The organism is Sphingomonas phoenicis (genome assembly GCF_047238005.1).
Classification (GTDB): domain Bacteria; phylum Pseudomonadota; class Alphaproteobacteria; order Sphingomonadales; family Sphingomonadaceae; genus Sphingomonas.
In genome coordinates this window covers 2,324,436-2,349,035 of sequence record NZ_JBDFMC010000002.1, presented here as the reverse complement: position 1 = coordinate 2,349,035, position 24,600 = coordinate 2,324,436, and the positions used below count along the sequence as shown (strand labels likewise).

Annotated in this window: 21 protein-coding genes and 2 pseudogenes; 12 read left to right on the top strand and 11 right to left on the bottom strand. The window is 67.0% G+C overall.

Annotated elements, in window-relative coordinates; all coding sequences use genetic code 11:
* Positions 1 to 39: 39 nt before the first annotated feature.
* Both ABC319_RS12445 and ABC319_RS12440 read left to right on the top strand, forming a co-directional pair.
* Entirely contained in the window at positions 40 to 414 is a 375-nt protein-coding gene (locus ABC319_RS12445; protein WP_413070531.1) for a winged helix-turn-helix transcriptional regulator, read from the top strand.
* Positions 415 to 626: 212 nt separating this feature from the next.
* On the top strand, positions 627 to 1,694 hold the full coding sequence (locus ABC319_RS12440; RefSeq protein WP_413070530.1) for an NAD(P)-dependent alcohol dehydrogenase: 1,068 nt from the start codon (positions 627 to 629) through the stop codon (positions 1,692 to 1,694).
* 148 nt (positions 1,695 to 1,842) lie between these two features.
* On the opposite strand, the gene ABC319_RS12435 is transcribed toward ABC319_RS12440, so the two are convergent.
* Positions 1,843 to 2,475 (bottom strand): 5'-methylthioadenosine/S-adenosylhomocysteine nucleosidase, encoded by a 633-nt coding sequence (locus tag ABC319_RS12435; RefSeq protein WP_413071688.1) that lies wholly within the window; start codon positions 2,473 to 2,475, stop codon positions 1,843 to 1,845.
* Between the two features lie 149 nt (positions 2,476 to 2,624).
* On the opposite strand from ABC319_RS12435, the gene ABC319_RS12430 reads away from it, so the two are divergent.
* Positions 2,625 to 3,413: a DUF1206 domain-containing protein gene (locus ABC319_RS12430; protein ID WP_413070529.1), complete on the top strand. Its 789-nt coding sequence runs from the start codon at positions 2,625 to 2,627 to the stop codon at positions 3,411 to 3,413.
* Positions 3,398 to 3,592, top strand: a pseudogene (locus tag ABC319_RS12425) (IS3 family transposase); the annotation flags it as partial. The gene ABC319_RS12430 and the pseudogene ABC319_RS12425, both read left to right, overlap by 16 nt.
* Before the next feature lie 443 nt (positions 3,593 to 4,035).
* On the opposite strand, the gene ABC319_RS12420 reads toward ABC319_RS12425, so the two are convergent.
* The 8 genes from ABC319_RS12420 to ABC319_RS12385 form a co-directional block, all read right to left on the bottom strand.
* Complete coding sequence (locus ABC319_RS12420; RefSeq protein ID WP_413070528.1) at positions 4,036 to 5,088, bottom strand: NAD(P)H-dependent flavin oxidoreductase; 1,053 nt, start codon at positions 5,086 to 5,088, stop codon at positions 4,036 to 4,038.
* A 211-nt stretch (positions 5,089 to 5,299) separates the two neighbouring features.
* A complete protein-coding gene (locus ABC319_RS12415; protein WP_413070527.1) occupies positions 5,300 to 6,622 on the bottom strand; it encodes an McrC family protein in 1,323 nt (440 codons plus the stop codon).
* A complete protein-coding gene (locus tag ABC319_RS12410) occupies positions 6,619 to 9,726 on the bottom strand; it encodes an AAA family ATPase (protein ID WP_413070526.1) in 3,108 nt (1,035 codons plus the stop codon). Before ABC319_RS12410 ends, ABC319_RS12415 begins: the two co-directional genes overlap by 4 nt.
* Positions 9,726 to 10,127 (bottom strand): DUF4268 domain-containing protein, encoded by a 402-nt coding sequence (locus ABC319_RS12405; protein WP_413070525.1) that lies wholly within the window; start codon positions 10,125 to 10,127, stop codon positions 9,726 to 9,728. The genes ABC319_RS12410 and ABC319_RS12405 overlap by 1 nt, the downstream gene beginning before the upstream one ends.
* A gap of 143 nt (positions 10,128 to 10,270) precedes the next feature.
* Positions 10,271 to 11,920, bottom strand: coding sequence for a DNA recombination protein RmuC (locus ABC319_RS12400; protein ID WP_413070524.1), 1,650 nt, complete (start codon positions 11,918 to 11,920; stop codon positions 10,271 to 10,273).
* Positions 11,921 to 11,973: 53 nt separating this feature from the next.
* A complete protein-coding gene (locus ABC319_RS12395; protein ID WP_413070523.1) occupies positions 11,974 to 12,180 on the bottom strand; it encodes a hypothetical protein in 207 nt (68 codons plus the stop codon).
* Between the two features lie 90 nt (positions 12,181 to 12,270).
* Positions 12,271 to 12,537, bottom strand: coding sequence for a hypothetical protein (locus ABC319_RS12390; protein WP_413070522.1), 267 nt, complete (start codon positions 12,535 to 12,537; stop codon positions 12,271 to 12,273).
* A 46-nt stretch (positions 12,538 to 12,583) separates the two neighbouring features.
* On the bottom strand, positions 12,584 to 15,916 hold the full coding sequence (locus ABC319_RS12385; RefSeq protein WP_413070521.1) for a TM0106 family RecB-like putative nuclease: 3,333 nt from the start codon (positions 15,914 to 15,916) through the stop codon (positions 12,584 to 12,586).
* A 64-nt stretch (positions 15,917 to 15,980) separates the two neighbouring features.
* Here ABC319_RS12385 and ABC319_RS12380 point away from each other — a divergent pair, with 64 nt between their 5' ends.
* The 3 genes from ABC319_RS12380 to ABC319_RS12370 all read left to right on the top strand — a co-directional run bounded on the left by ABC319_RS12380 (position 15,981) and on the right by ABC319_RS12370 (position 19,228).
* Positions 15,981 to 16,973 carry a helix-turn-helix transcriptional regulator gene (locus ABC319_RS12380; RefSeq protein ID WP_413070520.1) on the top strand — a complete coding sequence of 331 codons (993 nt, stop codon included), beginning with the start codon at positions 15,981 to 15,983 and terminating at the stop codon, positions 16,971 to 16,973.
* A 149-nt stretch (positions 16,974 to 17,122) separates the two neighbouring features.
* Entirely contained in the window at positions 17,123 to 18,028 is a 906-nt protein-coding gene (locus ABC319_RS12375; RefSeq protein WP_413070519.1) for a tyrosine-type recombinase/integrase, read from the top strand.
* A gap of 6 nt (positions 18,029 to 18,034) precedes the next feature.
* The gene (locus ABC319_RS12370; protein ID WP_413070518.1) at positions 18,035 to 19,228 is read left to right on the top strand and encodes an IS91 family transposase; all 1,194 of its coding nucleotides are present in this window, start codon (positions 18,035 to 18,037) and stop codon (positions 19,226 to 19,228) included.
* Positions 19,229 to 19,719: 491 nt separating this feature from the next.
* Here ABC319_RS12370 and ABC319_RS12365 read toward each other — a convergent pair whose 3' ends face one another.
* Complete coding sequence (locus ABC319_RS12365) at positions 19,720 to 20,031, bottom strand: ArsR/SmtB family transcription factor (RefSeq protein WP_413070517.1); 312 nt, start codon at positions 20,029 to 20,031, stop codon at positions 19,720 to 19,722.
* A gap of 131 nt (positions 20,032 to 20,162) precedes the next feature.
* Here ABC319_RS12365 and ABC319_RS12360 point away from each other — a divergent pair, with 131 nt between their 5' ends.
* Both ABC319_RS12360 and ABC319_RS12355 read left to right on the top strand, forming a co-directional pair.
* Positions 20,163 to 20,897, top strand: coding sequence for a 3-oxoacyl-ACP reductase family protein (locus ABC319_RS12360; protein ID WP_413070516.1), 735 nt, complete (start codon positions 20,163 to 20,165; stop codon positions 20,895 to 20,897).
* A 156-nt stretch (positions 20,898 to 21,053) separates the two neighbouring features.
* Positions 21,054 to 21,215 (top strand): annotated as a pseudogene (locus tag ABC319_RS12355) (SDR family oxidoreductase); the annotation flags it as partial.
* A 40-nt stretch (positions 21,216 to 21,255) separates the two neighbouring features.
* Here ABC319_RS12355 and ABC319_RS12350 read toward each other — a convergent pair.
* Positions 21,256 to 22,173, bottom strand: coding sequence for a LysR family transcriptional regulator (locus tag ABC319_RS12350; protein ID WP_413070515.1), 918 nt, complete (start codon positions 22,171 to 22,173; stop codon positions 21,256 to 21,258).
* A 99-nt stretch (positions 22,174 to 22,272) separates the two neighbouring features.
* Between ABC319_RS12350 and ABC319_RS12345 the strand changes: the two genes are divergently transcribed.
* Genes ABC319_RS12345 through ABC319_RS12335 form a run of 3 tightly spaced genes read left to right on the top strand, consistent with a single transcriptional unit; the run spans position 22,273 to position 24,501 of the window.
* On the top strand, positions 22,273 to 22,971 hold the full coding sequence (locus ABC319_RS12345) for a pirin family protein (RefSeq protein WP_413070514.1): 699 nt from the start codon (positions 22,273 to 22,275) through the stop codon (positions 22,969 to 22,971).
* A 51-nt stretch (positions 22,972 to 23,022) separates the two neighbouring features.
* Positions 23,023 to 23,850: an alpha/beta fold hydrolase gene (locus ABC319_RS12340; RefSeq protein ID WP_413070513.1), complete on the top strand. Its 828-nt coding sequence runs from the start codon at positions 23,023 to 23,025 to the stop codon at positions 23,848 to 23,850.
* Between the two features lie 60 nt (positions 23,851 to 23,910).
* A complete protein-coding gene (locus tag ABC319_RS12335; protein WP_413070512.1) occupies positions 23,911 to 24,501 on the top strand; it encodes an NADPH-dependent FMN reductase in 591 nt (196 codons plus the stop codon).
* Positions 24,502 to 24,600: the final 99 nt, after the last annotated feature.

Below are 24,600 nucleotides of genomic sequence, written 5' to 3'. Positions count from 1 at the left end.
GCGCCCCGCCAAGAAGGCATTTTTGCAGGACCTAGTCACATGGAGCTGACCACCCCCGAGCCAGTCCACGTCGAATGCAAGCGGTTCAGCGGTATTCTCAGTCTAATCGGCGACAAATGGACTGTCATGATCGTGATGACGCTCGCGGAGCGGCCACGGCGTTTCAACGACATAAAGCGCACCATCGGCGGCATTAGCCAACAAATGCTCGCCCGAACGCTGCGTGCGCTTGAACGCGATGGCATGGTGGACCGAACTGTTCACCCAACCGTGCCGCCTCAGGTGGAGTACGCCCTCACCGCTCTTGGCCGGTCGCTAGCCGATCCGATCCGCGAACTAGGATACTGGGCTGGCGCGCACATCGTGGAAATCGAAAGCAACCGGTCGGCGTTTGACGAGGCGAGAGACAGCTAAAAGCCCGCCTGTATCCGCAAGAGCTTAGCCTTGCGCCGAAGCAAGACCCTCTAGCCGTCGATTAATCGTTGGAGGATCGGTATTTGAGGCCAGCTAAAGGCCCGATTGACAGTTCCGGAACATTGCCAATGTTGCGCTGGATACCTCGTGCGACTTTAGCCGTTCAGGTCACGGCACATCGTCCATGTAGCCGATTTCACATGAGGTTCTCCATGACTACCCCAGCCAGTGGCTACGCCGCTCAGTCGGCCGACACGCCGCTCGTCCCGTTTGCATTCGAGCGGCGTGACCCTCAGGCCAGCGATGTCGCGATCGACATCCTGTTCTGCGGCGTCTGCCATTCCGACCTGCACACCGCCCGCGGCGAGTGGGCAGGAACCCTGTATCCCTGCGTTCCCGGCCACGAGATCGTCGGCCGCGTCACTGCGATCGGCGATGCGGTGACGAAGTTCGCAGTCGGCGATGTCGTCGGCGTCGGCTGCATGGTCGACAGCTGCGGCCATTGCCCCTCGTGCACCGACGGCGAAGAGCAATATTGCGAGACGACCGGGTTCGTCGGCACGTACAACGGCCCCGATCCCGTTCTTGGCGGTCATACCTTCGGCGGCTATTCGGACCATATCGTCGTCGACGAGGGCTTCGTGCTGCGGGTCGGCCACGACGAGAAGGATCTGGCCGCGGTCGCCCCGCTGCTCTGTGCCGGAATCACCACGTACTCGCCCCTAAAGCATTGGAAGGTCGGCCCCGGGCAGAAGGTCGGCATCGTCGGCCTGGGCGGGCTTGGCCATATGGGCGTCAAGATCGCCGCGGCGCTGGGGGCGGAGGTGTATGTCTTCTCCACGTCGCCCAACAAGCGAGACGACGCGATCCGCCTGGGCGCTACCGATCTGATCGTGTCGAGGGACGAGGAAGCCATGGCGGCGCACGCCAACAGCTTCGACTTCATCCTCAACACCGTCGCCGCGAGCCACGATCTCGACAGCTTTACCGCCCTGCTGAAGCGGGACGGAACCATGACGCTGGTCGGTGTGCCGGAACATCCGCATCCCTCGCCGTCGGTCGGCGCGCTGATCTTCAAGCGCCGCGCGATCGCCGGCTCTCTGATCGGCGGGATCGCCGAGACGCAGGAGATGCTCGACTTCTGCAAGGAGCATGGTCTGACCGCGGATGTAGAGCTCATCGACATCGCCGATATCGAGACCGGTTACGACCGGATGGCGAGAAGTGACGTCAAATATCGCTTCGTCATCGACATGGCCTCGCTCGACAAGGCGGCATAACCAGGCAGGAGAGGTGGTGGCGATCAGGCCGTGTCTGAAGCCACCACCTTTATGCGTCATGCTGTAAACCGGCCGGGGGTCGGAGTGTTGCCGCATCACCCATAGGCCGCCCGTTCAGCTGACCGTTTCGCCATCTGGGCCGCAACCGTCATTGCGGCGCCTCCGGAAGTATCAGGCGGTCTACGGCCGCCGCCAGACGCTCGTCGAGCAGCGGCAGGAGGTCCGTCCAGCCGCCCACGCCATCAAGCTCGCCCGGACCGTCCGAAACGCCACGCAGACCGATCATCCGCACGCCGAAGCGCTGGCACGCGCGCAGCACCGCAAAGGTCTCCATGTCGACCAGATCGGCATCGATCGCTGCGTATCTGTCGCCGACGACGATATCGCTGCCGGTGGAGAGGCTGGCTCTCGGTATGCCGGCCAGCGGCGTCGGCAGAACCATGAGCGCGGGATGGCCGGCGAACGGCGTGATGCCGGGCGGAAACCCGATCGGCGATGCGTCCATGTCACGCCAGGACACGGATTCGATCTGATACACACCACCGACCTCGCAGCGGCGCGAGCCAGCGGAACCGAGGGAGACCACGAGGTCGGGCAACTCGTCCATAACCAGCAGCTGCTCGAGCCGGACCGCTGTACCGATCGCCGCCTCTATCGGGCCGACGCCGGTGATCAGCGGTCGTATGCGCGCGCGCAGATGCTCCCGATACTCGTGGTCCGTCGCCATCACGAACAGGGTGCGCTGGTGCGGCGCCGTTCGACTCCTGAGCAGCTCCCCCATGTTGTCCACCTCGACGAACTCCCCTTGGGCGACCGGCTCCTCGCCAATGCGGGCGATCGAGTGCCCGCAATGGCGTCGACCACCGGCAGCCGTTCCATTGGTGGAACGAGAACGCCTCGATCTTGTTTCGCAAGGGCAAGGGAGAACACATGAACGCCAGTTCGCGCCTGACTGCCCTGACCCGGATCGGGTTCGCGACGCGCGGCCTGCTCTACATCGTCATCGCGCTGCTCATCCTTCGCACGGGCAGAGCGGAAGATCCAGGTGGAGCGATCGAGTATCTCGGCCGGGGCGGCGGCCAGTTCCTTCTTGGCGTGATGGCCGCCGGATTGACGGCCTACGGCATCTGGCGCCTGACCGATGCGACACTCGACATCGAACGTCACGGTTCCGATCGCAAAGGTATGATGGAGCGAGTGGGTGCGGGCTTCAGCGGCGCCATCCACCTCCTGCTGGCGTGGCAATCGATCCAGTTGATGCGTGGCGCGGCATTGTCCGGAGACGGCACCCGGGAAGGAGCACGGACGGCCCTGCAACTGCCCGGCGGATGGGCGCTGGTCCTGGCTGGCGCAGCGGTTTTGGTAGTGCTCGGTGCGGTCCAGCTCGCGAAGGCGGCGAAGGGCAGTTTCCTTCGCTACCTGGACCCGACGGTGGCGAAGCAGCCCTGGGTGCAGTGGAGCGGGCGCCTGGGCTACGCGGCCCGTGGTGTGGTGTTCCTCGTCAGCAGCTACCTTCTCGCCAGGGCCGGGATCGAAGAGCAAGCGAGCGAAGCAGGCGGCATGGTGCGCGTGCTTTCCTGGCTGACCGATCCTTTCGATGTGATCGTCGGCGCGGGGCTGCTGGCATTCGGTCTCTTCAGCTTGGTGGAGTCCCGCTATCGGCGACTGCACGATGTACCGGTTGACGGTGCCATCCGGCGTGCGACCAGTTGGCGCTAGAGAGCTTCTTCTCTTCACTGCAAACCGAGCCGATCGGACGTAGAACCTACCCTACGCGTAATCACGGAAAGGCAGACGTGTTCGACTACATGGAGCGCTTCTACAATCCGACACGACGCCACTCGACCCTGAGCTATCTCAGTCCCAAGGACTTTGAGCGGAAGGCGCAGGTAGCTTAACTTCGTGTCCATCGAACCGGCAGCAGCTCATTGTTCACCGGCTCATGCGGGCGGCCTTACGCTCCACAATGCCATTCAATTTCGTCCAACCGGAGCGTGATCGCCCTGCTAGGCAGATGGATAGTTAGCCTCTGTCGTTCATTTTCGTTGAAACGAGCGGCCTTGATCAGCAGGTCACGAATGGCTGCGCGACCGACGACCTTGTCACCTCCGAGCCATCCACTGCCAAGGGCTATCTCGGGTGCCAGGATGAGGAGGCCATAGGCGTCAGGAGAAAAATGCTCGCTTATGACGGTGGTGCCCTTATCGCTCCGATCGCAGCATTCTTCTAACCTGAGGATCTCGGATTGGCGACCGGCGACCGGTTGGACCCACATTCGGCCGTTCAGGAGATATGTTCGCCTTCCTGAGAGCGGCCGTTCGTTCATCGCAAGCTGGCAGAGTTAAGCCGCTTCGAGTGCCTCTCGCCAGAGTAGCTCAACCAACGGCCCGGCTTGCATGGGCCGCTGGAGCGGCGCCCCCTGACCAGCCCACTGCGCTCCGAACCCGCCCTCTCCGGCGGCCTTCGCGATCGCGTTCAGGGCCTTTCCGGCATCGTATGCGATGGGGTAGTCTGGTGGCTCATACGGCACCCCAGCGCTCCAACGAGTGAACAGGTTTGCCAGGCACCGCGCTGGCCTGCCGGAGATGGCTCGGGTCATGACAGTGTGGTTCGCATCTTCGCCGGCCAGGGCCGCGCGGTAGGCCGCATCAGCCCCGCTCTCCGGACAGGAGACGAAAGCGGTGCCAAGCTGTGCGGCGGTGGCGCCTAACGCCAGCGCTGCGCGGATGCCAGCACCGTCCATGATCCCGCCCGCCGAAATTACCGGCAGACCGGCCCTGAGGACCAGCAACCGCGTCAGCGCCATGGTGCCGAGTTGGTCGTCAGGCGCGGCGGGGTCGAACACGCCTCGGTGGCCGCCTGCCTCCCAGCCCTGAGCCACCACCATGTCGATCCCGGCGTCGGCGACCAGCTTCGCCTCGCCAACGCTGGTCGCGGATGCGAGCAGCGCGCAGCCGGCTTGCTTGAGCGCAGCGATCCGCTCAGCCGACGGAACGCCGAAGTGGAAGCTGACGACTGGCGGGGCCTTTTCCACCAGCATCGCAAGCATGTCATCGTCGTTAGCAAAGCTAGTGTAGATCGTCCTCAACGTGGCAGGTGGCTCGGCATTGAACCGCTGGAACACTGGTTCAAGCGCCTTGAGCCATCGCTCCTCTCGCGCGGCGTCCGCCTGCGCCGTCGAATGAACGAAAAGGTTCACGTTGAAGGGGCGCGAGGTCCGGGCGCGTACCGCGTCGATCATTGCACGGCCCCCGGCGGCATCCGTCGCTCCGATCCCGATCGAGCCGAGGCCGCCCGCCTCCGATACGGCGACAGCCAACTCCGGCGTCGACACGCCTGCCATCGGTGCTTGCACGATTGGCAGACTCACACCGAGCTTCTGAAGTAAGGTCATTTAGGACCAGTGCCCGTGATGCCGCGCGGGGACAACACAAGGCTGACCACGTTTGCACGGGAAGACCCAGACCCGGACGCTCAGCGAAGCATCTGCGCTCCCCGAAAGCGGTCCTTCGTTCATTGACGGCTCAAGCTACGGTCGTGGCTGCCGACATCTTTTTGCCGCATGACGGGCGACGTGGGTGCTTTCGCCCAAAATCGGCGTCGCCCTAGCGGACGCCGTCGCTCCACCCGACCGCCAGGCCGCCGATCGCGGAATGGACGAGCCCAGCCGCCTGCGCACGGGTGTCCGGCCTCGCCAGGTCGAGGGTCGCCGTGATCAGCTCGTCGTCGCTGCCAACCACGCGGTATCGACCAGTCTCGCCCGCCTCCGATAGCCGGCCATGATGGGGGTAGAGCAGCATCAGGCTCGGGCATCCGTAGAGCCTGCCGTAGGCCATCATCTGATAAACGTCAGCCTGGCTCACGCCCTGCTTCGGATCGTCGATGCGCGCAGCGATGCGCTTCCACTTGGTGTCGATCACCATCACCGCCTCCGCCCCCCGGCGGACGACGATGTCGGGACGGACCTGAAGCCGGCGGGCGCCGGCAGGGTCCGTCAGGCAGTAGAGGCGCCGGTCCTGCGCGACCACCTGGAGCTCGCTGCCGCGCAGCTCCCTCGCCAGCACACGCGCGACATACGCCTCGAACAGGTCGTTCATGGCGAACAGCAGCGAGAAGCCCGGCGCCCGCCCGTGCGAGGTCGTCTGGTAGTCGCCGCGCAGCAGGAGCCGAGCGAGATCGCGCAGCGCGCGCCAGCGGTGGTTCGTGCGGTCGAGGACGATCGCGTCCCAGCGCAGGGCTTCCACCGGCACCGCGGCAACGTCGGCGTAGAGATGCATCAGCTCGCGCAGCCTGCGCTGGTTCGCGGGCGACACGCTCAGCTGCGAGAGCCTGGCCACCGTCGCCCGCATCACCTGATTCAGCGCGATGTCCTCGGAGAAGGACTCGTAACGGCACGCGAGCCGCTGCGGGCTGGCGGCGAGCACCGTGAACTGCCGATGCCCGTCCAGCCGCCCGCGCAGCGCCGGGAGATCGTCCTCGCGGTCGACGTAGCGGCGCGGGATGCCGTGCCTCAGCACGTTCGTCAGCCGCGTGCAGAAGATGCCGATCAGGATCTCGAGCAGCGTGCTGCGCTGGGTATCCAGCTGCGTCTGCTCGCCGACGGCCAGGTCGAGATCGTGGGCCACCGCGAGCATGTGCACCAGGCGTCCCCGTATCCGCGTGCGGCTGGCCTCGTCGTCCCCGTCGCCCAGCCCCTCGATCTTGGGCAGGATCTCCAGAGTGCAGCCGGGAGCAGCGACCACCCCCACCACCTGCTGGGCGCGGAGCCGCCGGTGGTGGTCGGTCAGCACGCCGGCGCCATCCTCGCCACCAAGGGAGGTCGCCCGCGCCACCGCGATGACGCGGTCGGCATGCGCGCGCGTGAAGGCGCCCCGCCCCTCCGGCTCGACGGGTAGGTAGCCCCACTCGCTGACGCTGCGGTGGATCACTGCAGACCCGCGTAGGCGTCCTCGCCGAACTCCTCCCGGACATGCCAGCGGTACCGCTCGCCGCCATACTCGCTCTCGAACCCGGGAGGCGCCACCAGCGCCTCACGGCTCAGGAACCGGTCGCCACCGGCATCGCCCAGCACCGCCGCGATCTTGCCCCAGTCCTCGTGGAAGTACTCGGCCAGCAGCGGGATGACCCGGTGCCGCATGACCTCGTCGAGGCCGGCCCGGTCCGTGCAGCCCATGAGGTAGGCGTGGCCGATCTGGTGCTCGCGGTCGAACAGGTACTCGATGCGGTCGTTCAGCCTCGTCAAGAGCTTCCCCAGGTCGATCCCTCCGGCGCTGCCGAGCAGGTCGGGGCGCGGCATCACCTCCTTGAAGGTGAATCGGCGCCGCAGCGCGGTGTCCAGCAGCGCGATCGACCGGTCGGCCGTGTTCATGGTGCCGACGATGTGGAGGTTGGACGGCACGCCGAACGAGTGCTTCGAATAGGGCAGCGTGAGCCTGAGCTCGTAGTTCCCGCCGATCCGCTTGTCCGGCTCGATCAGGGTAATCAGCTCCCCGAAGACCTTGGAGATGTTGGCCCGGTTGATCTCGTCGCAGATCAGCACGAACTGCGCGGGCCCCGCCGCCGACCGGCCGCCGCCGCTGCCGGGCAGCAGCAGCGATAGCGCCTCGCGGTTGAGCTGGTCGTCGCGCAGCAGGTAGCACGAGCGCATCGTGAACGGCTTGTCGTAGAAGGTGATCGGCAGCGGCTCGTCCGGCACGAAGAGCCACCTCACCGCCCGCCGATGGTTGTAGTCCTGCTCGCCGGTCGTGTCGAACTCGTAGGGACCGATCACCTCCCCGATGGCCCGGAACCTGCTGTTGCCGTAAGACACCACGACAATGTCACCCTCGCGCATGTCCGCACGAAAGCGGGCCGTCTGCACGATGTTCGCGTCATTGCCGTTGATGCCGGGATTGAGATCGTTCCACTTGGCGTGGATCGCCTCGTAGGTCTCGTACGGCGTCCAGTCGATGTCGCCGCCCCACCCCAGCACGACGTAGTCACCCTCGATCGCGGCATCGAAGATGTGGTCCTCGGATCCCGCACGGCCAAGCGACATCTTGAACACCTTGCGGCCGGCCATGTCGAACGGCGCGCCCGAACCGCCGGAGCGCAGAGCCTGCTCCGCGATGCTCGCGATCTCGCGGAAGACCCCGGGCACCGGCTCCAGCCGGAAACCGCCGGACGATCCATCCGAGCCCGCCTCGCCGGTCGTGGGCCGCAACCCCTCCACGAAGTCCTCGTAGGAGTAGGACTGGTGGAACGTGACGAAGCGCACCTGCCCCGCCGCCACGAGCTCGGCGTAGCGGATCCGCACACCGAGCTCGTCCGCGGGCACCTGGCCGTCGCACAGCCCGACGGCCTCGCGGGCCGTCGCGAAGGTCTTGCCGGTGCCCGGCGGGCCGTAGAGTATCAGGTTGGTCGGCATTGGCGTTTCCTCCGGCCGTCCGGCCTCGATCAGTTTTCCATCCCCCGGCAGCTCGGGCTGGTCGGCGCGGTTCACCGCCCAGACAAACCCCTGCACGTCCCACAGGTCGCGCGGCGCCCATCCCCAGTCGTCGCGCATGATCCGGTCAATCTCCCCGGTCAGCGCGAGCACGGACGCGTATTCGTCCGGCGTCATCGCGTTCCAGCCCAGCAGCTTGCGGCCGAGCAGCGCCTGCGCCGTCTGCTGCACGGGATCGGTGTTGATGCCGTAGGCCCCGTCCGGCCGGACGAGCGCCGCGAGCATCGTCGGGAGGTTGCGGCTCTCGCTGTAGGGCTTGCTCTTCTGCCCCTCGGCGAGGACCGGCCACGCCTCGTCCACGAAGGCGGCGACCGCGGCATCGGCCCCGCCCGCCGCCGCCAGCGCGGCGGCGGCGCGCTCCAGGACGCCGGGCTGCTCCGCGCGCAGCTGGGCGAGCCTGCCATCCGTCCGCCAGCCGAGCAGTCCGCTCGGCATGCCGGCACGCCCCGCGAGGATGTCGAGCAGGCGGCCGCCGAGCGCCTCTCCGTCAAGGTCGCGCACAGCCTCGGACGCGGCGGCGATCAGCCGGTCCTTGTAGGCCCGCTCCTCCTCGAAGTAGCCACCATCCGTCCGCCCGAAATCCTCGAAGTCGGGGTAGCGGGCGACGAACAGTGCGCGGTACCGCTCCAGCGCCGCGACATCCAGGCCACCCACCCCCGCCTCATACCAGTCGAGCACCACGCGCAGGGCGGGCAGGTCCGGCAGCGTGACCAGCGAGACGCGACGCGCCGGGGTTCCACCCGGTGGTTGGTGGCGGAGCCTCGGCGGCAGGTTGGAGTGCCTGGCCTGGTCCGCCAGATAGTGACGGACCTGGTCGGCGGGTAGCGAAGGGCGCGCCGGATCATCCTCCAGCCAGATCTGCACGGCGCGGCCGTCGCGCTGCAGCGCCACCTGCCGCGCGTCGGTCAGCGCGAATCCCAGCATCTTCGCGGTGTCGACGATCGGGGTGCCGTACCTGCGGCGGAGCTCGGTCTCGGCCCAGTCCGCGCCTGCCGGTGTGTCGAGGGCATAGCGCAGTCTGACCGTCGCGCCGTTGGCCGGGCCCTGCCGGTCGACGATCCGGACGTTGGCCAACCGCTCGAACCGCTCTCCGCCCAAGGCCGAGCAGACCGCCGGCATGGCGTTCTCCAGCCCCATGGCGCGGTGGATCTCGCCGGAAACTAGCTCGACCTCGGCATCGCCCCGCTGCCGCGCGGGCACGACGACCGTGTCGAGCGCGAACCGCCGGATGCGGTCGGCCTGCGACGGGTCCGCCGGCCCCTCGCCGGCGAAGAGGCCGTACGCCTTCAGCGCGGCCCGGTAGCTCGCCAGGCTGTCGTAAAGATCGCCGTCTATCGGCAGTCGGCTCGGGTTCGGGCGGCCAGCCGCGCGGTCCGCCGCCCCATAGGCCAGCGTCGCCAATATCGCCTCAAGGCCATCCTGCTCGAACGCCGCATCGAGGTCGCCATAGTGGGTCTCGACCCGCCGGGCGTCCGACACGCGCGTCGAGACACTCGATCGAGCCTGACCCTGCGCCGACAGCCATGCCTTGAATCCATCCGCCCGCATCAGCCGAGCCGCGCCCCGAAACTCCGCTGGAACGACTTCATCATGGCGATCGCCCAGCCGTGCTGGGCGTCCCAATCCGGGTCGTCGTAGCCGCTGGCCATGGTCGCGCGCAACGCCGTCTTCTGACGTCTGTCCTTCTTCTCCCAGGTCAGCCCCTCGCGGACCTCGCCCTCGACCGCTGCGCGGTCGGCATGAAGCCGGTCGAACTTCGCACGATCGGCATCGTCCTCATTGTTGAGGTTCACCTGGATCTGGTTCCTCGCGACGCTCAGGCTGACGTGCGACCCCCGAACGAGGGGCTGGAGCGGCGCCCAATTGCCACCGGGCTTCCTCACCGGAAGCCCGGCCGCCGACGCCTTCGCTACGAACACGTCCAGGTAGCGCTGCAACTCGTCGCTCATTATTCCCCTCTTCCCACTTGATGTTACGACGATCGCTCGCGGGCGCTGCCCTGTTCGACTTGAGTAGCGGCCGCAAGCTCGCTCGTACGGCGTTGATCGTCGCTTGGTACGTCCAATCCCGGTAATCCTGGCGATTCAACTCACTACTCGGCTGCTGCCTCCGCGGTTTCAAGGTCACCGGCCACCAACTCGAACAGTGCCGGCGCGTCTGGTGCGTCCAGCGTCTCGACCTCGCGAAGACTTCTTGTGACCGCTCGCGTGCGCCGCCCAGCCTCATCGACAGTGCGCTTGGCCGTATCTAGTTGCTTGCCCAGCTTATCCCATACATCACCGTACTTGACGAACTCGGCCTTCGCGAGGCCGAGCACCTGCCAAACCTCGCTCGACCGCTTCTCGATGGCGAGGGTGCGAAAGCCCATCTGCAGGCTGGTAAGGAGGGCGGCGAGTGTTGTCGGTCCTTGGATCATAACCCGGTGCTTGGCCTGGAGCTCGCTGGCGAGGCCAGGGCGGCGGATCACCTCGGCGAACAGGCCCTCGGTCGGCAGATACATGATGCCGAAATCAGTCGAGTGCGGCGGATGGACGTATTTTTCGCAAATCAGCTTGGCTTGAACCCGGATGGCGCGTTCGAGCGCAGCGCCGGCCTTCTCGATCTCGTCCGCGGAGCCGCCGTCCTGAGCGACCAACAGCCGGTCGTAGTCCTCGTGCGGGAACTTGGCGTCGATCGGCAGCCAGAGTGGCGCGTCCCCGTGTCCAGGCAACCGGACGGCGAACTCGACGATCTCGCCCGAGTCAGGTCGGATGCGGACGTTGCTGGCGAACTGGTCGGCCGTTAGCATGTCGCCCAACAGCATACCGAGCTGCATCTCGCCCCAGCCGCCACGCGACTTGACGTTGCTGAGCACGCGCTTGAGATCGCCGACGCCGGTCGCGAGGGTCTGCATCTCGCCCAAGCCCTTGTGGACCTGCTCTAGCCGGTCGCTGACAAGCTGGAAGGATTCGCCGAGGCGCTTGTCCAGCGTGCCCTGCAACTTCTCCTCAACGGTGGCGCGCATCCGCTCGAGCTTGTCGGCATTATCGACCCGCAGCTTCTCGAGCCCGTCCGCGACGGTGCCGCGCAGTGCCTCCTGTTTAGTCTCGTTGCTCTCGATGAGCTGACCCACCTTGAGGGTGACGCCCTCGAGCGCAAGGCGCTGCTCGTCGCGACCGTCCCGCTGCGCCGCGAGGAGCCGGTCCGAGAGGCTCGTCACGGCGTCGTTGGTCTCCTTCAGCCGTTCGGCCTGCGCGGCCGTAAAGCCGTCTGCGTTGCGCTGCACCGCCTTCTCGAGCCTGTCCCGTCCGTCGGCGGCCTCGGCGCGCATCGCGTCGAGTCGGTCGGCTTGGCCTTTCTCCAGCTTGTCCCTCCCGTCGGCGGCCTCGATGCGCATCGCGTCGAGCCGGTCGACCAGCGACTTCTCGAGCTTGTCGCGTCCGTCGGCTGCCTCCCGCCGCATCTCGGCGAGTTGGTCGGCTTGCGCCTTGCCGGCTTCGCCGAGCCTCGTTTCCAGGCCAGCGAGGCGCTGGTCGATTGTCTCACCCTGACCCGATACCGCGGATCGCACGTCCTCGCGAGAGATGCGCGCCTCGTCTCGGAACGCAGCAGCCAGGCCAGCAGCCACCTGTTCAAGAACCGCGATGCGGGTGGAGAGTTCGGGCGGCAGGGCGGCGGGCCTGCCAGTCCTCATCAACAAGAGCGCCGTCATGATCGCAATCGCGACCAGCAGGACGAGGCATGCGTAGACTGCTAACTCCACCGATAGGCTCCCTCTTCAGGTGGCGGGCCGCCGCAAGAGACGGCCCGCCAGTCTCACTTCTCGAACACGGTCGTACCGGGACTCGCCTTGCCGTGCTTCGTCGTTACGTAGCGCCCGCTGCTGGCGCTTCGGTAGTGCCCACCCGAGCTGCCGCTTTTGCCGGCCGCCTCTTTCACCGTCGTCCCGGGGTTTGAGCGACCGCTCGCGCCGCTGACGTAGCGGCCGGTGCCCGCGCTGCGATATCCGCCACCCTTCGCCATCATCCGTTCCTTTCCGTTCAGCGGGTCGAGTCGCCGCCCGCACGTCCATGCTGCCCCTCGACCGCGACAAAAGCTGTCACCTTGCTCCCTTCACGCCGCCAGCAGCTGCGGCTCGGTCCAGCGGCGCGTGTCCGCCGATGCCGTCTCGAAGAACAGCACGGCGTCTTCAGAGAGGCGGATCGCCTGCCGAGCCCCGATCGCGATCCGCTCCCCGGCGCGCACGAGCCACAACTGGCTTCCGGCCGGACGCTTGGCGCTGGCGAGCAGCGTTGCGGGGTCGACCACCTCCGCATCAATGCCGAGCAGCTGGCCGTCGACGTCAACGATGTGGCGCAGTTCAATGTTCGAGATGTTCATGTCCGTGGCTCCTCCATTGATGGAGGCACTTTCGCGCACGTGGGTGTCAGAACTGGTCACCCCCATGTTCGCGCAACATGCAGAGCGCGTTGACGAGCGCCATCTCCTCGACGGTTCGACACGGCGTCTCGAGCAGGAGGGGGCTAGCGAACACCATCGCCGCTGCCTGCGCTCGCGAGACGGCCACGTTGATGCGGTTGATCGAGAACAAGAACGCGATGTCGCGCGGCAGCTCCTCGACGCTTGAGGTCGTCATCGAGACGAGGCAGACGGGCGCCTCCTGACCCTGGAACCGGTCGACGGTGCCGACCCGTACCGCGGGCGGCAGCGCCGCCCTTAGGGCGTTCACCTGCGCGTTGTAGGGAGCGACGACGAGCACGTCCCCGAGACCCACGACTCGCTCGATCCCGGCGCGGTCGCGGTAGGTGGCGCCGACCACTTGGTCGATGCGGGCGCGGATAGCGGCGATCTCCTCGGGGCTAGTCTGGGAGCGCCCGTAGTGCTCGACCGCGCGCATGCCGGCGCCAACCAGGTCGGTGCCGTCGGGAGCTGTCAACGTCTGCGACCCAGCCGCCTCGTCACTATCGAGCCTTCCCTCGTACACCGCCGTCGAGACGTAGCGGCAGACACCCGGATGCATTCGCCGGCTGATCGGCATGAACACTCCTCGATCGGACGCGACGACGCGCTCGCCGTCGACGAGGTATTCGAGGCATGAGCGGCCGCTGTCACCGGGGTGCGTTCCCTGAATCGGCTGCGGTAGCTGCATCGGATCGCCGACGAGGACAATGTTGCGCGCCGCCCGTGCCATCGCGAGGATGTTGGCGAGCGACACCTGACCCGCCTCGTCGACGACGAGGTGATCGAACGCGGGCGCAGCGTAGCGGGCGAAGTGCCAAGCGGTCGCGCCGACGACGTCGGCGTCGGCGATCTCAGGAGCGTCGTTATCGGCCACCAGGATGACGCCAGCGCGCTCGTCGTTGTCGTCGTCCTCGGAGGTCTTCTGGACGACACTGCACTCGACCCCCTCGGCGCCTGCCCGCGTCGCGACGGCGGCGAGCAGGTTGCCGATCGCCTTGTGGCTGTTGGACGAGACCGCGACGCGGCGACCCGAGCGGACGAGATCAACAATCGCGAGCGCGCTGACGTAGGTCTTGCCGGTGCCGGGCGGCCCTTGGATGGCGAGAGTGGTGTCGGCCATCGCCGCGATGGCGCGGCTCGTCTCGGCGGGCAGGTCGCCGTCGGCATCGACGACGCAGTGGCGCTGGCCGTCGGTGAAGGTGGGCGCGGCGCGCGCGAGCAGATGCTCAACCGCCTGGACGCCGCCGCCGCCCGCGATGATCGCCTCCGTGACGGCCGCGACCGCCTCGCGCAGCGCCTTCTTGTTGATCGGCTGCGGCGGCAGCAGGTCGAGCCGGTCGGGCAGTGGCCCCTTCTTCGTGGATCGCCTGAGCGTAAGCATGAACGTCGGGTGGTCGATCTCGCGCAGCGAGGCGTCCTCGAGACCTGCCGCAGGTTTGATGCTGGGTGTCTTACCGGCGCGCAGCTTTGTCTCCTGCGGCGGGTAGCGGTAGGTTCGCTCCCAAGATTGGGCGGTGACCTTCACCGGCGGGCCGACCGCCTCGCACAGCGCGACGCACTCGAGGTCGTCGACTAGCTCGGCGCTCTCCTGGGCAAGACGGTCAAAGATGCCCCAGTAGGTTGGCTTGTCCTCCCGCTTAAAGAACCCACTGAGGTCGACGAGCAGGTCGGCGACGCGCTCGCCGAGGCGAGCGCGAACAGGTGCGAGCCGGGTCCGGAGCACCTCGAGCTCGGCGTCCTCCTCGTCGATGTTCGACAGCGTGCCGGCGTCGGGTATCTGGCCGAGCACGGGCCACGGCATGCCTTCCGGCCGCACGCCAGTGACCAGCCAGTCGCGCAGCAGCTGGGTCGAGACGCAGTCAGTCCGGTTGTAGTCGTGGATGCGGTCGAGCAGCGTTGCATCAGCGGTCTCGCGCCACTTCTCGTAAAAGACCACGCTCGCGCCGGCGGTGGCGACGTCACCGTCGCGCTTGTCCATGTAGAAGGCTTCGAGATCCTTGATCGAATAGCCCCTCTCAGACGCAATCATGGCGCCCGAGACGACCTTAAACAGGTCGACGAAGCGGCGCTCGCGCTGCAGCTGGTCCATCGCCGCTTCCGCGACGCGGTGGTAGGCGGTCAGGCGTCGCAGCGCCGCGATCTCGTAATTGGCGTAGTGGTAGACGTGCGCGCGCGGGTGGCGGCGCAGGTGGTCGACGAGGAACCTCAGCAGATCGGCGACAGCGCGCCCCTCGGCGTCCCGGTCGTGCGCCCAGAAGGCACAAAACGTCCATTCGTCGTCCTGCCTAAGCCAGAGCCCATGCAAATATTCAAGACCGCCCGGATAGTAGGGATCGCCCTCGATGTCGTAGAACACGTCGCCGTCGTCCGCGGCAGGCAGCATGCCAAACCCTTTGCCAGGCTCGGCATCGCGTATCTCGAACGCGGGCGGCCCGCCTGCGCGGCGAGCAGTCTGCAGCCGCGCCTGGGCGGTGAGCCGGGTCTGGGTCTCGGCCGCCATCCGCGGCACCCGGTCGGCCCGCGACGCGAGCCCCGCCATTGTAGCGACGCCCGCTGCCTCGAGCTTCTGCCGCTGCGACCGGCTGATGCCGGCGACGAGCGACAGGCTGTCCTCGCGCTCCCACTGTGCGCCGCAGCGATCGCGCCAGCGGCACAGCGGGCAGGCGGCGACCGGCTCGGGTCGCGTCTCGGGTCGTTCGACCAGGAACGCCTCAAGCATGCGGCGCGCGTGGCGGGCGTAGGCCGAAACGTCGGCGAGCCGCACAGTGAACCGGCTGCCATCGCCTAACTGGAGGTGCGCCGCTTCGGGCGCGACGCCCTGCACCTCGGCCAGCAGGTCGGAGTAGAGGCACAACTGGAGGACGTGCTTGGGGTCGGGCTTCCGCTTCAGCTTGGTGTCGACCACCTCGTAGGACCAGTCGCCGAGCGACGACGGCAGCTCGACGCGCTCGAGGAAGTCCGAGTAGCCGCCCCACGCGCCGCCGAGCAGCGCGCCCTGGAACACGACGTCGGGGCCCGCTGCCATCGCCTCATGGGTTAGTTCGACCGAAACCTGAAGCGGCAGGCCGTCCTTGGGAATCTCGATAACCGATCGGCCCTTCCCCTTCAGCTCATGCAGGAACGCGAGTTCGTGCGCGTCCCCTTGGCGCTGGAGCAGTTCGGCCTCGGCGCCGTCGTCAGTGGGCGCGAGGTCGCCGACCTCCGTCATGCGCAGGTCGAGCGTGGTGGCGTGGCGGCAGCCCTTGAACCGCATCAGGTCCGAGGCCGAGAGGCGCAGGGCGCCGTCCATCATCCGCATGCGCATTCCCCTTTCCTTGCCTATAGCAGTCAAGGACGACAAAAGCTGTCGTGGGAGTGGACCGATGTCGTTCGCGAAAGCGCAGGAGCTGCTGAAGCTCGCAATGATGGCGACGCGCAGCGGCGGGGTGACGCTCGACGAGATCGTCGAGGAGTTCGGCTGCGTCCACCGGTCGGCGCAGCGAATGACGGTCGCGCTCGAGGCCGCGTTCCCGCAGACCCGTGCCGACCATGGCGACGACCGACGACGCCGCTGGCGTATCGAAGCGAAGCACATCGCGCCGCTGCTCACCCCAACGGCGGAGGAGATGGCGGCGTTGGGCGCGGCGATCGACGTCCTGGACGCCGCAGGCTCGCGGGCCGAGGCGTTGCAGGTGCGAGGGCTCCGACAGAAGGTGCGTGCGCTTGTGCCGCCCGCCGCCGGCAGAAAGCTGGCTGTCGACGAAGAGGCGCTCGCCGAAGCGCTGGGCCACGCCGCCCGCCCGGGGCCGCGTCCGGCGGTGAACGGGGAAGTCGACGCTGCGCTTTACGAGGCATTGAAGGGGCCCTTCCTCCTGCGCTTCCCATATCGGGCGCGCGGTCAGGCGAAGCCGAAGGAGCGCACCGTGAAGCCGCACGGGCTACTACTTGGCACCCGCCGCTACCTCGTCGCGCGGGATACGGCCAAGCCGGTCTCGGCACCGCTTCAGCACTTCCGCGTGGAGGAGATTGAGCGTGCCGAGGTGTTGCCCGAGAGCTTTAGTCTCGACGCGGGCTTCGACATCCGCCGCCATGCCGAGAAGGGCTTCGGGTCGTTTGAGAGTGCGGCCGAGCACGGCGACGTGGTATGGCGCTTTTCGCCCGCGGCGGCGCCGCACGCACGGCGTTTCATCTTTCATCCCAGCCAGACCGTTGAGGAGGAGGCGAACGGGTCGCTGCTCATCCGCTTCCGCGCCTCCGGGCACCTCGAGATGTGCTGGCACCTTTATGCATGGGGAACGTCGGTAGAGGTGCTACAGCCCGCGGGGCTGCGCGAATTGGTGAAAGGGCACCAGCGCCAGTTTAACGCGCTGCCCTGAGCGGCGACTCGGCACCGCCCCCCTGACCCAATGCACGAAGCCGCTGCGCGGCAGTGGTGTTAGCGGTGAGGTAGCGCGCATCCGCTGAGGTTTGGTCCCGCGGCAGCGGAGGCGGACGATGGAGTTCCTTCAACGAGAGGAACTCTGTCATGGCAACTCTACCGACCCAACGTCCCGTTACCCCGCTGCGCCAGCGGATGCTTGACGACATGGCGATGCGCTCGATGGGTGCGCGAACCCGGCACGACTATGTCCGCCACGTCCGTGCCTTCGCAGCGTTCCTGGGCCGTTCGCCCGATACGGCGACCGCCGAGGACGTCCGGCGCTTCCAGGTCCGCCAGCGCGAGCACGGCATCAGCGAGTCCGTCATCGGCACCACGGTGTCGGCGCTGCGCTTCCTGTTCACGGTGACGCTCGACCGGCCGGACCTGTCACGCAAGCTGGTGCTGGCGCCTCGCCCCAGGAAGCTGCCCGACGTGCTCAGCGTCGACGAGGTGGCCAAGCTGCTCGAGGCGGCACCGGGCATCAAGTACCGGGCGGCGCTGGGCGTGGCGTATGGCGCCGGTCTGCGGGTGTCGGAGGTCGCACACCTCAAGGCCGACGACATCGACAGCAAGCGCATGCTCATCCGCATCGAGGAGGGCAAGGGACGCAAGGACCGCAACGCGATGCTGTCGCCGCAGCTGCTCGAGCTGCTGCGGCTGTGGTGGCGTGAGGGCAAGCGGCGCAGCGTCCTGCTGCCCCATGGCTGGCTGTTCCCCGGTCGCAGCTACACCGACCCCGTCTCGACCCGGCAGCTCCACCGTGCCGTCCACGAGGCCGCCGACGCTGCCGGCATCCGCAAGCGCGTCAGCCCGCACACGCTGCGTCACAGCTTCGCGACGCACCTGCTCGAACAGGACGTCGACATCCGCGTGATCCAGGTGCTGCTCGGGCACAGCAAGCTGGAGACCACCGCGCTCTACACCAAGGTGGCGACACGCACGATCCGCGCGGTCACCGGTCCGCTCGACCGGTTGATGGCGCTGATGGAGGGCAAGACGCCTGCCGGTTGAGCGGGCGTGCGCACCTCCATCGAGGTCGCCGACATCTTCCGCGCCGCAGGCCCTGCATACCGGACCGCCCATGCCGGACACCTGAGCCTGCACCAGTTGAAGGTCATGTCGGCAATCGAGCATTGCCGCACCGCCATCATGGGCGGGCACGTCGAGGCCTGCACCGACTGCGGGCACTGGCGGGTCGCCTATAACAGCTGTCGCAACCGGCACTGCCCGCGGTGCCAGGGCGCTGCGGCACGCGCCTGGCTCGCCGAGCGCGAGGCCGACCTGCTCCCGGTGGGCTACTTCCACGTCGTGTTCACGCTGCCCGCCGAGGTTGCCGACATCGCCTTCCAGAACAAGGCCGCGGCGTACGGCCTGCTGTTCCAGGCGGCGTCCGAGACGATGACCACCATCGCCGCCGACCCGAAGCATCTTGGTGCCCGCATCGGCATCACCGCGGTCCTGCACACCTGGGGCTCGGCGATGACCCACCATCCGCACATCCACATGATCGTGCCGGGCGGCGGACTGTCGTCAGACGGGCAACGCTGGATGTCGTCACGCCCCGCGTTCCTGCTGCCGGTGCGCGTGCTCGGCAAGCTGTTCCGTCGGCTGTTCCTGACCCGGCTGATGGCACTCCATGATGCCGGGCGGCTCGGCTTCTTCGGCAGCATGGCGCACCTTGCCGACCGCCGTGCCTTCCTGCGCCACCTGGCGCGGGTCCGGAAGAAGCGCTGGGTGGTCTACGCCAAGCCGCCGTTCGCAGGCCCCGAGACGGTGCTGGCCTACCTGTCACGTTACACCCACCGCGTCGCCATCTCGAACAGCCGCCTCCTCCGGTTCGACGAGGCGGGGGTGACGTTCCGCTACAAGGATTATCGCCGGGGCGGCGCCGACCGGCAGCAGGTCATGACCCTCACCGCCGGCGAGTTCATCCGTCGCTTCCTGCTCCACGTCCTGCCCAAGGGCTTCCACCGCATCCGTCACTACGGCCTGCTTGCCGGCGCCACCCGCAAGGCCCGTCTCGACCATGTCCGCCAGCTGCTCGGGGTGGCGCCGCCCGCCACCACCGACGCGCAGATCGAGGCGGATAACAGCCGTCCGCCATGCCCATGCTGCGGCGGCCACATGCTCGTCATCGAAACCTTCGAACGCTGGCGACAACCCCGCGCACCGCCGCATGGCACCAGCGCGACCGGGACCACGACGCCATGACCCGGCATGGCCCGTTCCAGTCCCGCCACGCGGTTACCGCGCTTCCGGCGTTCAAGCCGCTCGCGCCGGCAACACCGTCAACTACATCGACGCTCGCCCAGATCGCCGGTCTTGCCCGACATCCATCGCCAAGGTTCTTTCCAAGTGCCGCGTCGCAGCCCGCTACGATACCCTGCTCGTCGTCGCACCGACCGGCCAACCACCCGAAAACCGCTTTCCCCATAGGTCAACGCCCGTGGCCCGCGGCTTCATGCTTTGGAGGATATCGTACGCCTGCCGGCGCCCGATTTCCTTCACACATGCGGTCATTCAGAACAACGTGAGCGCTGCCCGAGAGCGGACATCCGTTCAGTTTCGGATCTTAGGATGCGGGTTGGCTTTGGCTCCGACCGGTCGGCCCTCGCTCGTCGGTCATCCGCCCTGCCCCGCGGTACCGACACCGCGACATTCGAGTACTTACGGCAAACATCGCGATGAGGCTGTGGTACGCGTCAGGCAGGCTGATTGGCGAGCACCACGTCAAGCAAGCCAGGAAAGCGCCGGTCAAAATCGGAGCGGCGCAGCGTATTTATCATTTCGCGCCCAGCCTGGGTCGTCTCGATTAACCCCGCAGCGCGCAGCACCTTGAGGTGGTTAGATAGCGTGCTCTTGGGGATCGACTCGCAGGGTGCCGCGTCGGTGCAGCTGAGCCGCTCGGTCGCGGCCAGGCGCGCCACCATGCCCAGACGATTGGGATCGGCCAGCGCATGGAGCGCTAAATCGAGCGGAACGTCCTCCAGCCTAGGATGGGTGAAACGGGGCATCCGCCAGATGTAAGACGACTCACGTAAATTTAATAGTTCGGGAATGTTGAACTGTAAGGCGAAAGCCCCATCTCGCGATCTGCCGACAGCGCACGATGCCGTGATCGCGGGCCACATCTCGGAGAACTCTTATGTCACTTAAGGGCAAGAAGGCGCTCGTCACCGGTGGATCGCGCGGCATCGGCGCAGCGATAGCCAAGCGGCTGGCGGCTGATGGTGCCGCCGTTGCGATCACCTATGCCGGCAACAAGGCCGCTGCTGACGCTACTGTGTCGGCGATCGAGAGCGCAGGCGGCACCGCCTTTGCGTTTCAAGCGGACGCTTCCGATCCAGCGTCACAACGCGCGGGCGTCGAACAGGCCGCTGCGGCGCTGGGCGCGGTCGACATCCTGGTCCACAATGCCGGCGTGGCCGAATTCTCCGCTGTCGCCGACGATACCGACGAGACCTTCGATCGCCAATTCGGCGTCAACGTGAAGGGCCTGCATGTCGGCACGCGCGCGGCGCTGCCTCACCTGAGCGATGGCGGGCGGATCATCCTCATAGGTAGTGTGTCGGGCGAACTCGCCTTCCCAGCGACTGCGGTCTACAGCGCGACCAAGGCGGCGGTTGCGGCACTGGCCCGTGGTTGGGCAAAAGACCTCGCTTCGCGCAATATTTTGGTCAACACCGTGCAGCCAGGGCCGATCGATACCGACATGAACCCCGCCAACGGCGAGTTCGCTCAGCAGATGATCGGTTTCATCCCGCTCGGCCGCTACGGCAAAGTCGAGGAGATCGCGGGCGCGGTCTCGTTCCTCGCCGGGCCGGATGCGAGCTACATCACGGGCACTACCCTCAACATTGATGGGGGCGCGGCTGCCTAAGCGACAGCGATCGGCCCCTTCGCGCAATGGAGGGGTCGATGGCGCTTAGTCGCCGGCGTAGAAGACCCACAAGATGCCGTTCAATCCGGCTTTTGCGATCCCGAGCTTCGGACATCCGTTCATCTCGACTGAACGAGAAGTCGCACTGGCGTTAAGCGGGGCGATAACCGGCAAACCGCCGCTGACGCTTATGTCCCCGCGCAAATCCTGCTCGGCCGCGTCGGGCAGCCCGAGGAGATCGCGCGCGCGGTGCGGTTCCTCGTGTCCGACCAGGCAAGCTTGGTCAACTGCGTGGAGCTATTCGCAGATGGCGGCTAGGTGCATATCTGAACGGGCGGCCGCGTTGTGGGAAAGGCGCTCAGCCGCTTCCCCACGGAGCGCTCGCCAGTTCGCGCGCGAGATAGTCGATCAGCATCTGCACCCGCAGCGGCCTCAAGGGGCTTGGCGGCATAACGAGGTAGAGCCCGAGCGGCGTCACCGTCCAGTCCGGCATCGGGATCGTCAGCCTGCCGTCGCGCAACTCCTGCCAGACCAGGAACTCGGGCTGGATGGCGAGGCCCTGTCCGACGATCAGCGCCGGATTCAGGAGGTCGGCATTGTCGGTCCAGACGCGCACCGGCGGCTCCACCGTCTCCTCTCCAAAGGTCGGGTGCGTGAAGCGCCACATGCCGCGCGACGCGCCGCCGGTATAGGCCAGCGCGCAATGGCGGGCGAGCTCGGCGGGGTGCGTCGGCGCGCCATGCCGGGCGAAATAGTCTGGCGATCCGACCAGCAGCAGCCGCACCGTGCACAGCCGGCGCGACCGCAGCGACGAGTCGTCTAGGCTCGTGATCCGCAGTGCGAGGTCGAACCCTTCCGCCACCAAGTCGACCTTGCGGTCGCTCAGCGCAAAGTCGACCGTGATCTCCGGATAGTCATCGAGGAACGTCGGCAGCGTGGCGCCAAGATAGGCGATGCCGAACGACAAGGGCGCGCTGATCCGCACGCGTCCGCGCGGCACCTTGGACTGCTCGCCCGCCTCCTCCTCGACCGCCTCGCCTTCGCGCAGGATGCGCGAGGCGCGTGCGAGCGTGGCGCGGCCGGCATCGGTGAGCGCGATCCGGCGCGACGTGCGCGCGATCAGCGTCAGGCCGAGCCGCGCTTCCAGCCGCGCGATCGCCTTGGACACGGTGGGATCGGATAGGCCGAGCTCACGCGCGGCGCGCGAGAAGGAGCCGTGTTCAGCGACCTTGGCGAAGATCGCCCAAGCTTCGAGATCGGGAAGCCGCTTCACCATTTCAGGAAAGGATGAGATGCCAACCTTGCCGTTTCGTCAAGATGCGAGCCGTTGCAATTTAGGGTCATTGGAGCAACGCCGCTCCCCAGGAGACCCGACATGATCGATCGTCGCCCCTTCGCCAGCCTCGGTGGCGCCAACCATGGCTGGCTCGATGCCAAGCACCATTTTTCGTTCGCCGGCTATCATGACCAGACCCGCATGGGTTGGGGCGACCTGCGCGTCTGGAACGACGACACGATTGCCGCCGGCACCGGCTTCCCGCCGCATCCGCACAACGACATGGAGATCATCACCTATGTCCGCGAAGGCGCGATCACCCACCAGGACTCGCTCGGCAACGCCGGCCGCACCGAGGCGGGCGACGTGCAGGTAATGAGCGCCGGATCGGGCGTCCGCCATTCCGAGTATAATCGCGAACCCGGCACCACCCGCATCTTCCAGATCTGGATCGAGCCGAAGACGCGTGGGCAAGCGCCGTCCTGGGGTGCCAAGCCCTTCCCCAAGGGCGATCGCTCCGGCCGGTTCGTGACGCTTGCGAGCGGCTTCGCCAATGACGACGATGCGCTCCCGATCCGCACCGACGCTCGCGTCGTCGCCGCGACGCTGAAGGCCGGCGAGACGGCGGAATACCCGCTTGGGCCTGACCGCCACGGCTATCTCGTGCCCGCGATCGGCACCGTCGAGGTCAACGGCACCCGGCTAGAGGCCCGCGACGGGGCCGCCATCACCAACGAGGCGGTTCTGCGCGTCACGGCGATCGAGGACGCCGAGATCGTCCTCGTCGACGCTGCCTAACCATCCTTCCCTGCTTGTACCCGCGTACCACTCGAACCACGGAGACAGAACATGCCGTTCATCACCACCGCCGACGGGACCGAGATCTTCTACAAGGACTGGGGGCCGCGCACCGCGCAGGTCATCCACTTCCATCATGGCTGGCCGCTCAGCTCGGACGACTGGGACGCGCAGATGATGTACTTTTTGCAGAAGGGCTACCGCGTCGTGGCGCATGACCGCCGCGGGCACGGCCGCTCCAGCCAGTCGGCGGACGGTCATGACATGGATACCTATGTCGCCGACGTGATCGCGCTGACCGATCACCTCTATCACAAGGACGCGATCCATGTCGGCCACTCGACCGGCGGCGGCGAGGTGGCGCGCTACGTTGCCCGCGCCAAGCCCAGCCGCGTCGCCAAGGCGGTGCTGGTCAGCGCAGTCGCGCCCATCATGGTCAGGAACGACACCAACCCCAACGGCGTGCCGATCGACGTGTTCGACATGGTGCGTGAGCAGACCGCGACCAACCGGGCGCAATTCTACTACGACTTCACCTTGCCCTTCTTCGGCTACAACCGCGAGGGCGCCGAGGTGAAGGAGGGCGTGCGCCGCAACTGGTGGCGTCAGGGCATGCAGGGCAGCGTGCTGGCGCACACGCTCGGCATCAAGGCATTCTCCGAGACCGACTTTACCGCGGATCTGAAGGCGATCGCTGTGCCGACGCTGGTGATGCACGGTGAGGACGATCAGGTCGTGCCGTTCCCGACGACGGGCAAGGTGTCGGCGGACATCGTTAAGGGCGCGGTGCTCAAATCCTACCCGGGCTATCCGCACGGGATGCCGACCACCCATGCCGATGTCATCAACGCCGACCTGCTCGCCTTCGTGGCCGGATAAGCGCTACGACGGGGCACGGCGGACGATTGCCGCCGTGCCCAACCTCTTGGGAGATCGCCTGTGGCCGACCGCATCCTCGTCTTCTACGGTTCCTACCGGTCGGACCGGCTGGGCATCCGGCTGGCCGACTTCCTGGTTCGCTCGCTGAGGGGGCGGGGCACCAACGCCGAACTGATCGACGCCAGGGCGATCGGGCTGCCGATGCTCGACCGCATGTACAAGGAATATCCGGCCGGCGAGGCGCCTGCAGCGATGGAGGAACTCGCGGGCAAGATCCGCACTGCGGACGCGTTCGTCTTTGTCACGGGTGAGTATAATTGGGGACAGCAGCCGGGGCTGAAGAATCTCACCGACCATTTCCTCGAGGAATGGTACTGGCGCCCTGCCGCGATCGCCAGCTACTCGGCCGGCCGCCTCGCCGGCGCCCATGCCAGCGTTGCTTGGCACGGCACGCTGAGCGAGATGGGTATGGTGGTTATCTCGAGCACGCTGACCGTCGGCGGGATCGGCAACGCGCTCAATGAAGCGGCAGAGCCGACCGGTGACGGCGGCGCGGCGCTCGCGCGCGCGTTCCCCAGATTTGCCGACGATCTCGCATGGTGGAGCGAGGCTGCGCGCGAGCAGCGCGCGAGGGTCGATCCGCCCTACTGACAATCAGAACCAGCTGCGGTCATTCAGCCTATGCCCCGCCGGTCCCCAAACCCGCCGCTCGTTCGTGGCGGCGCGCGTGCGGCTTGATGAAGGCAGGGA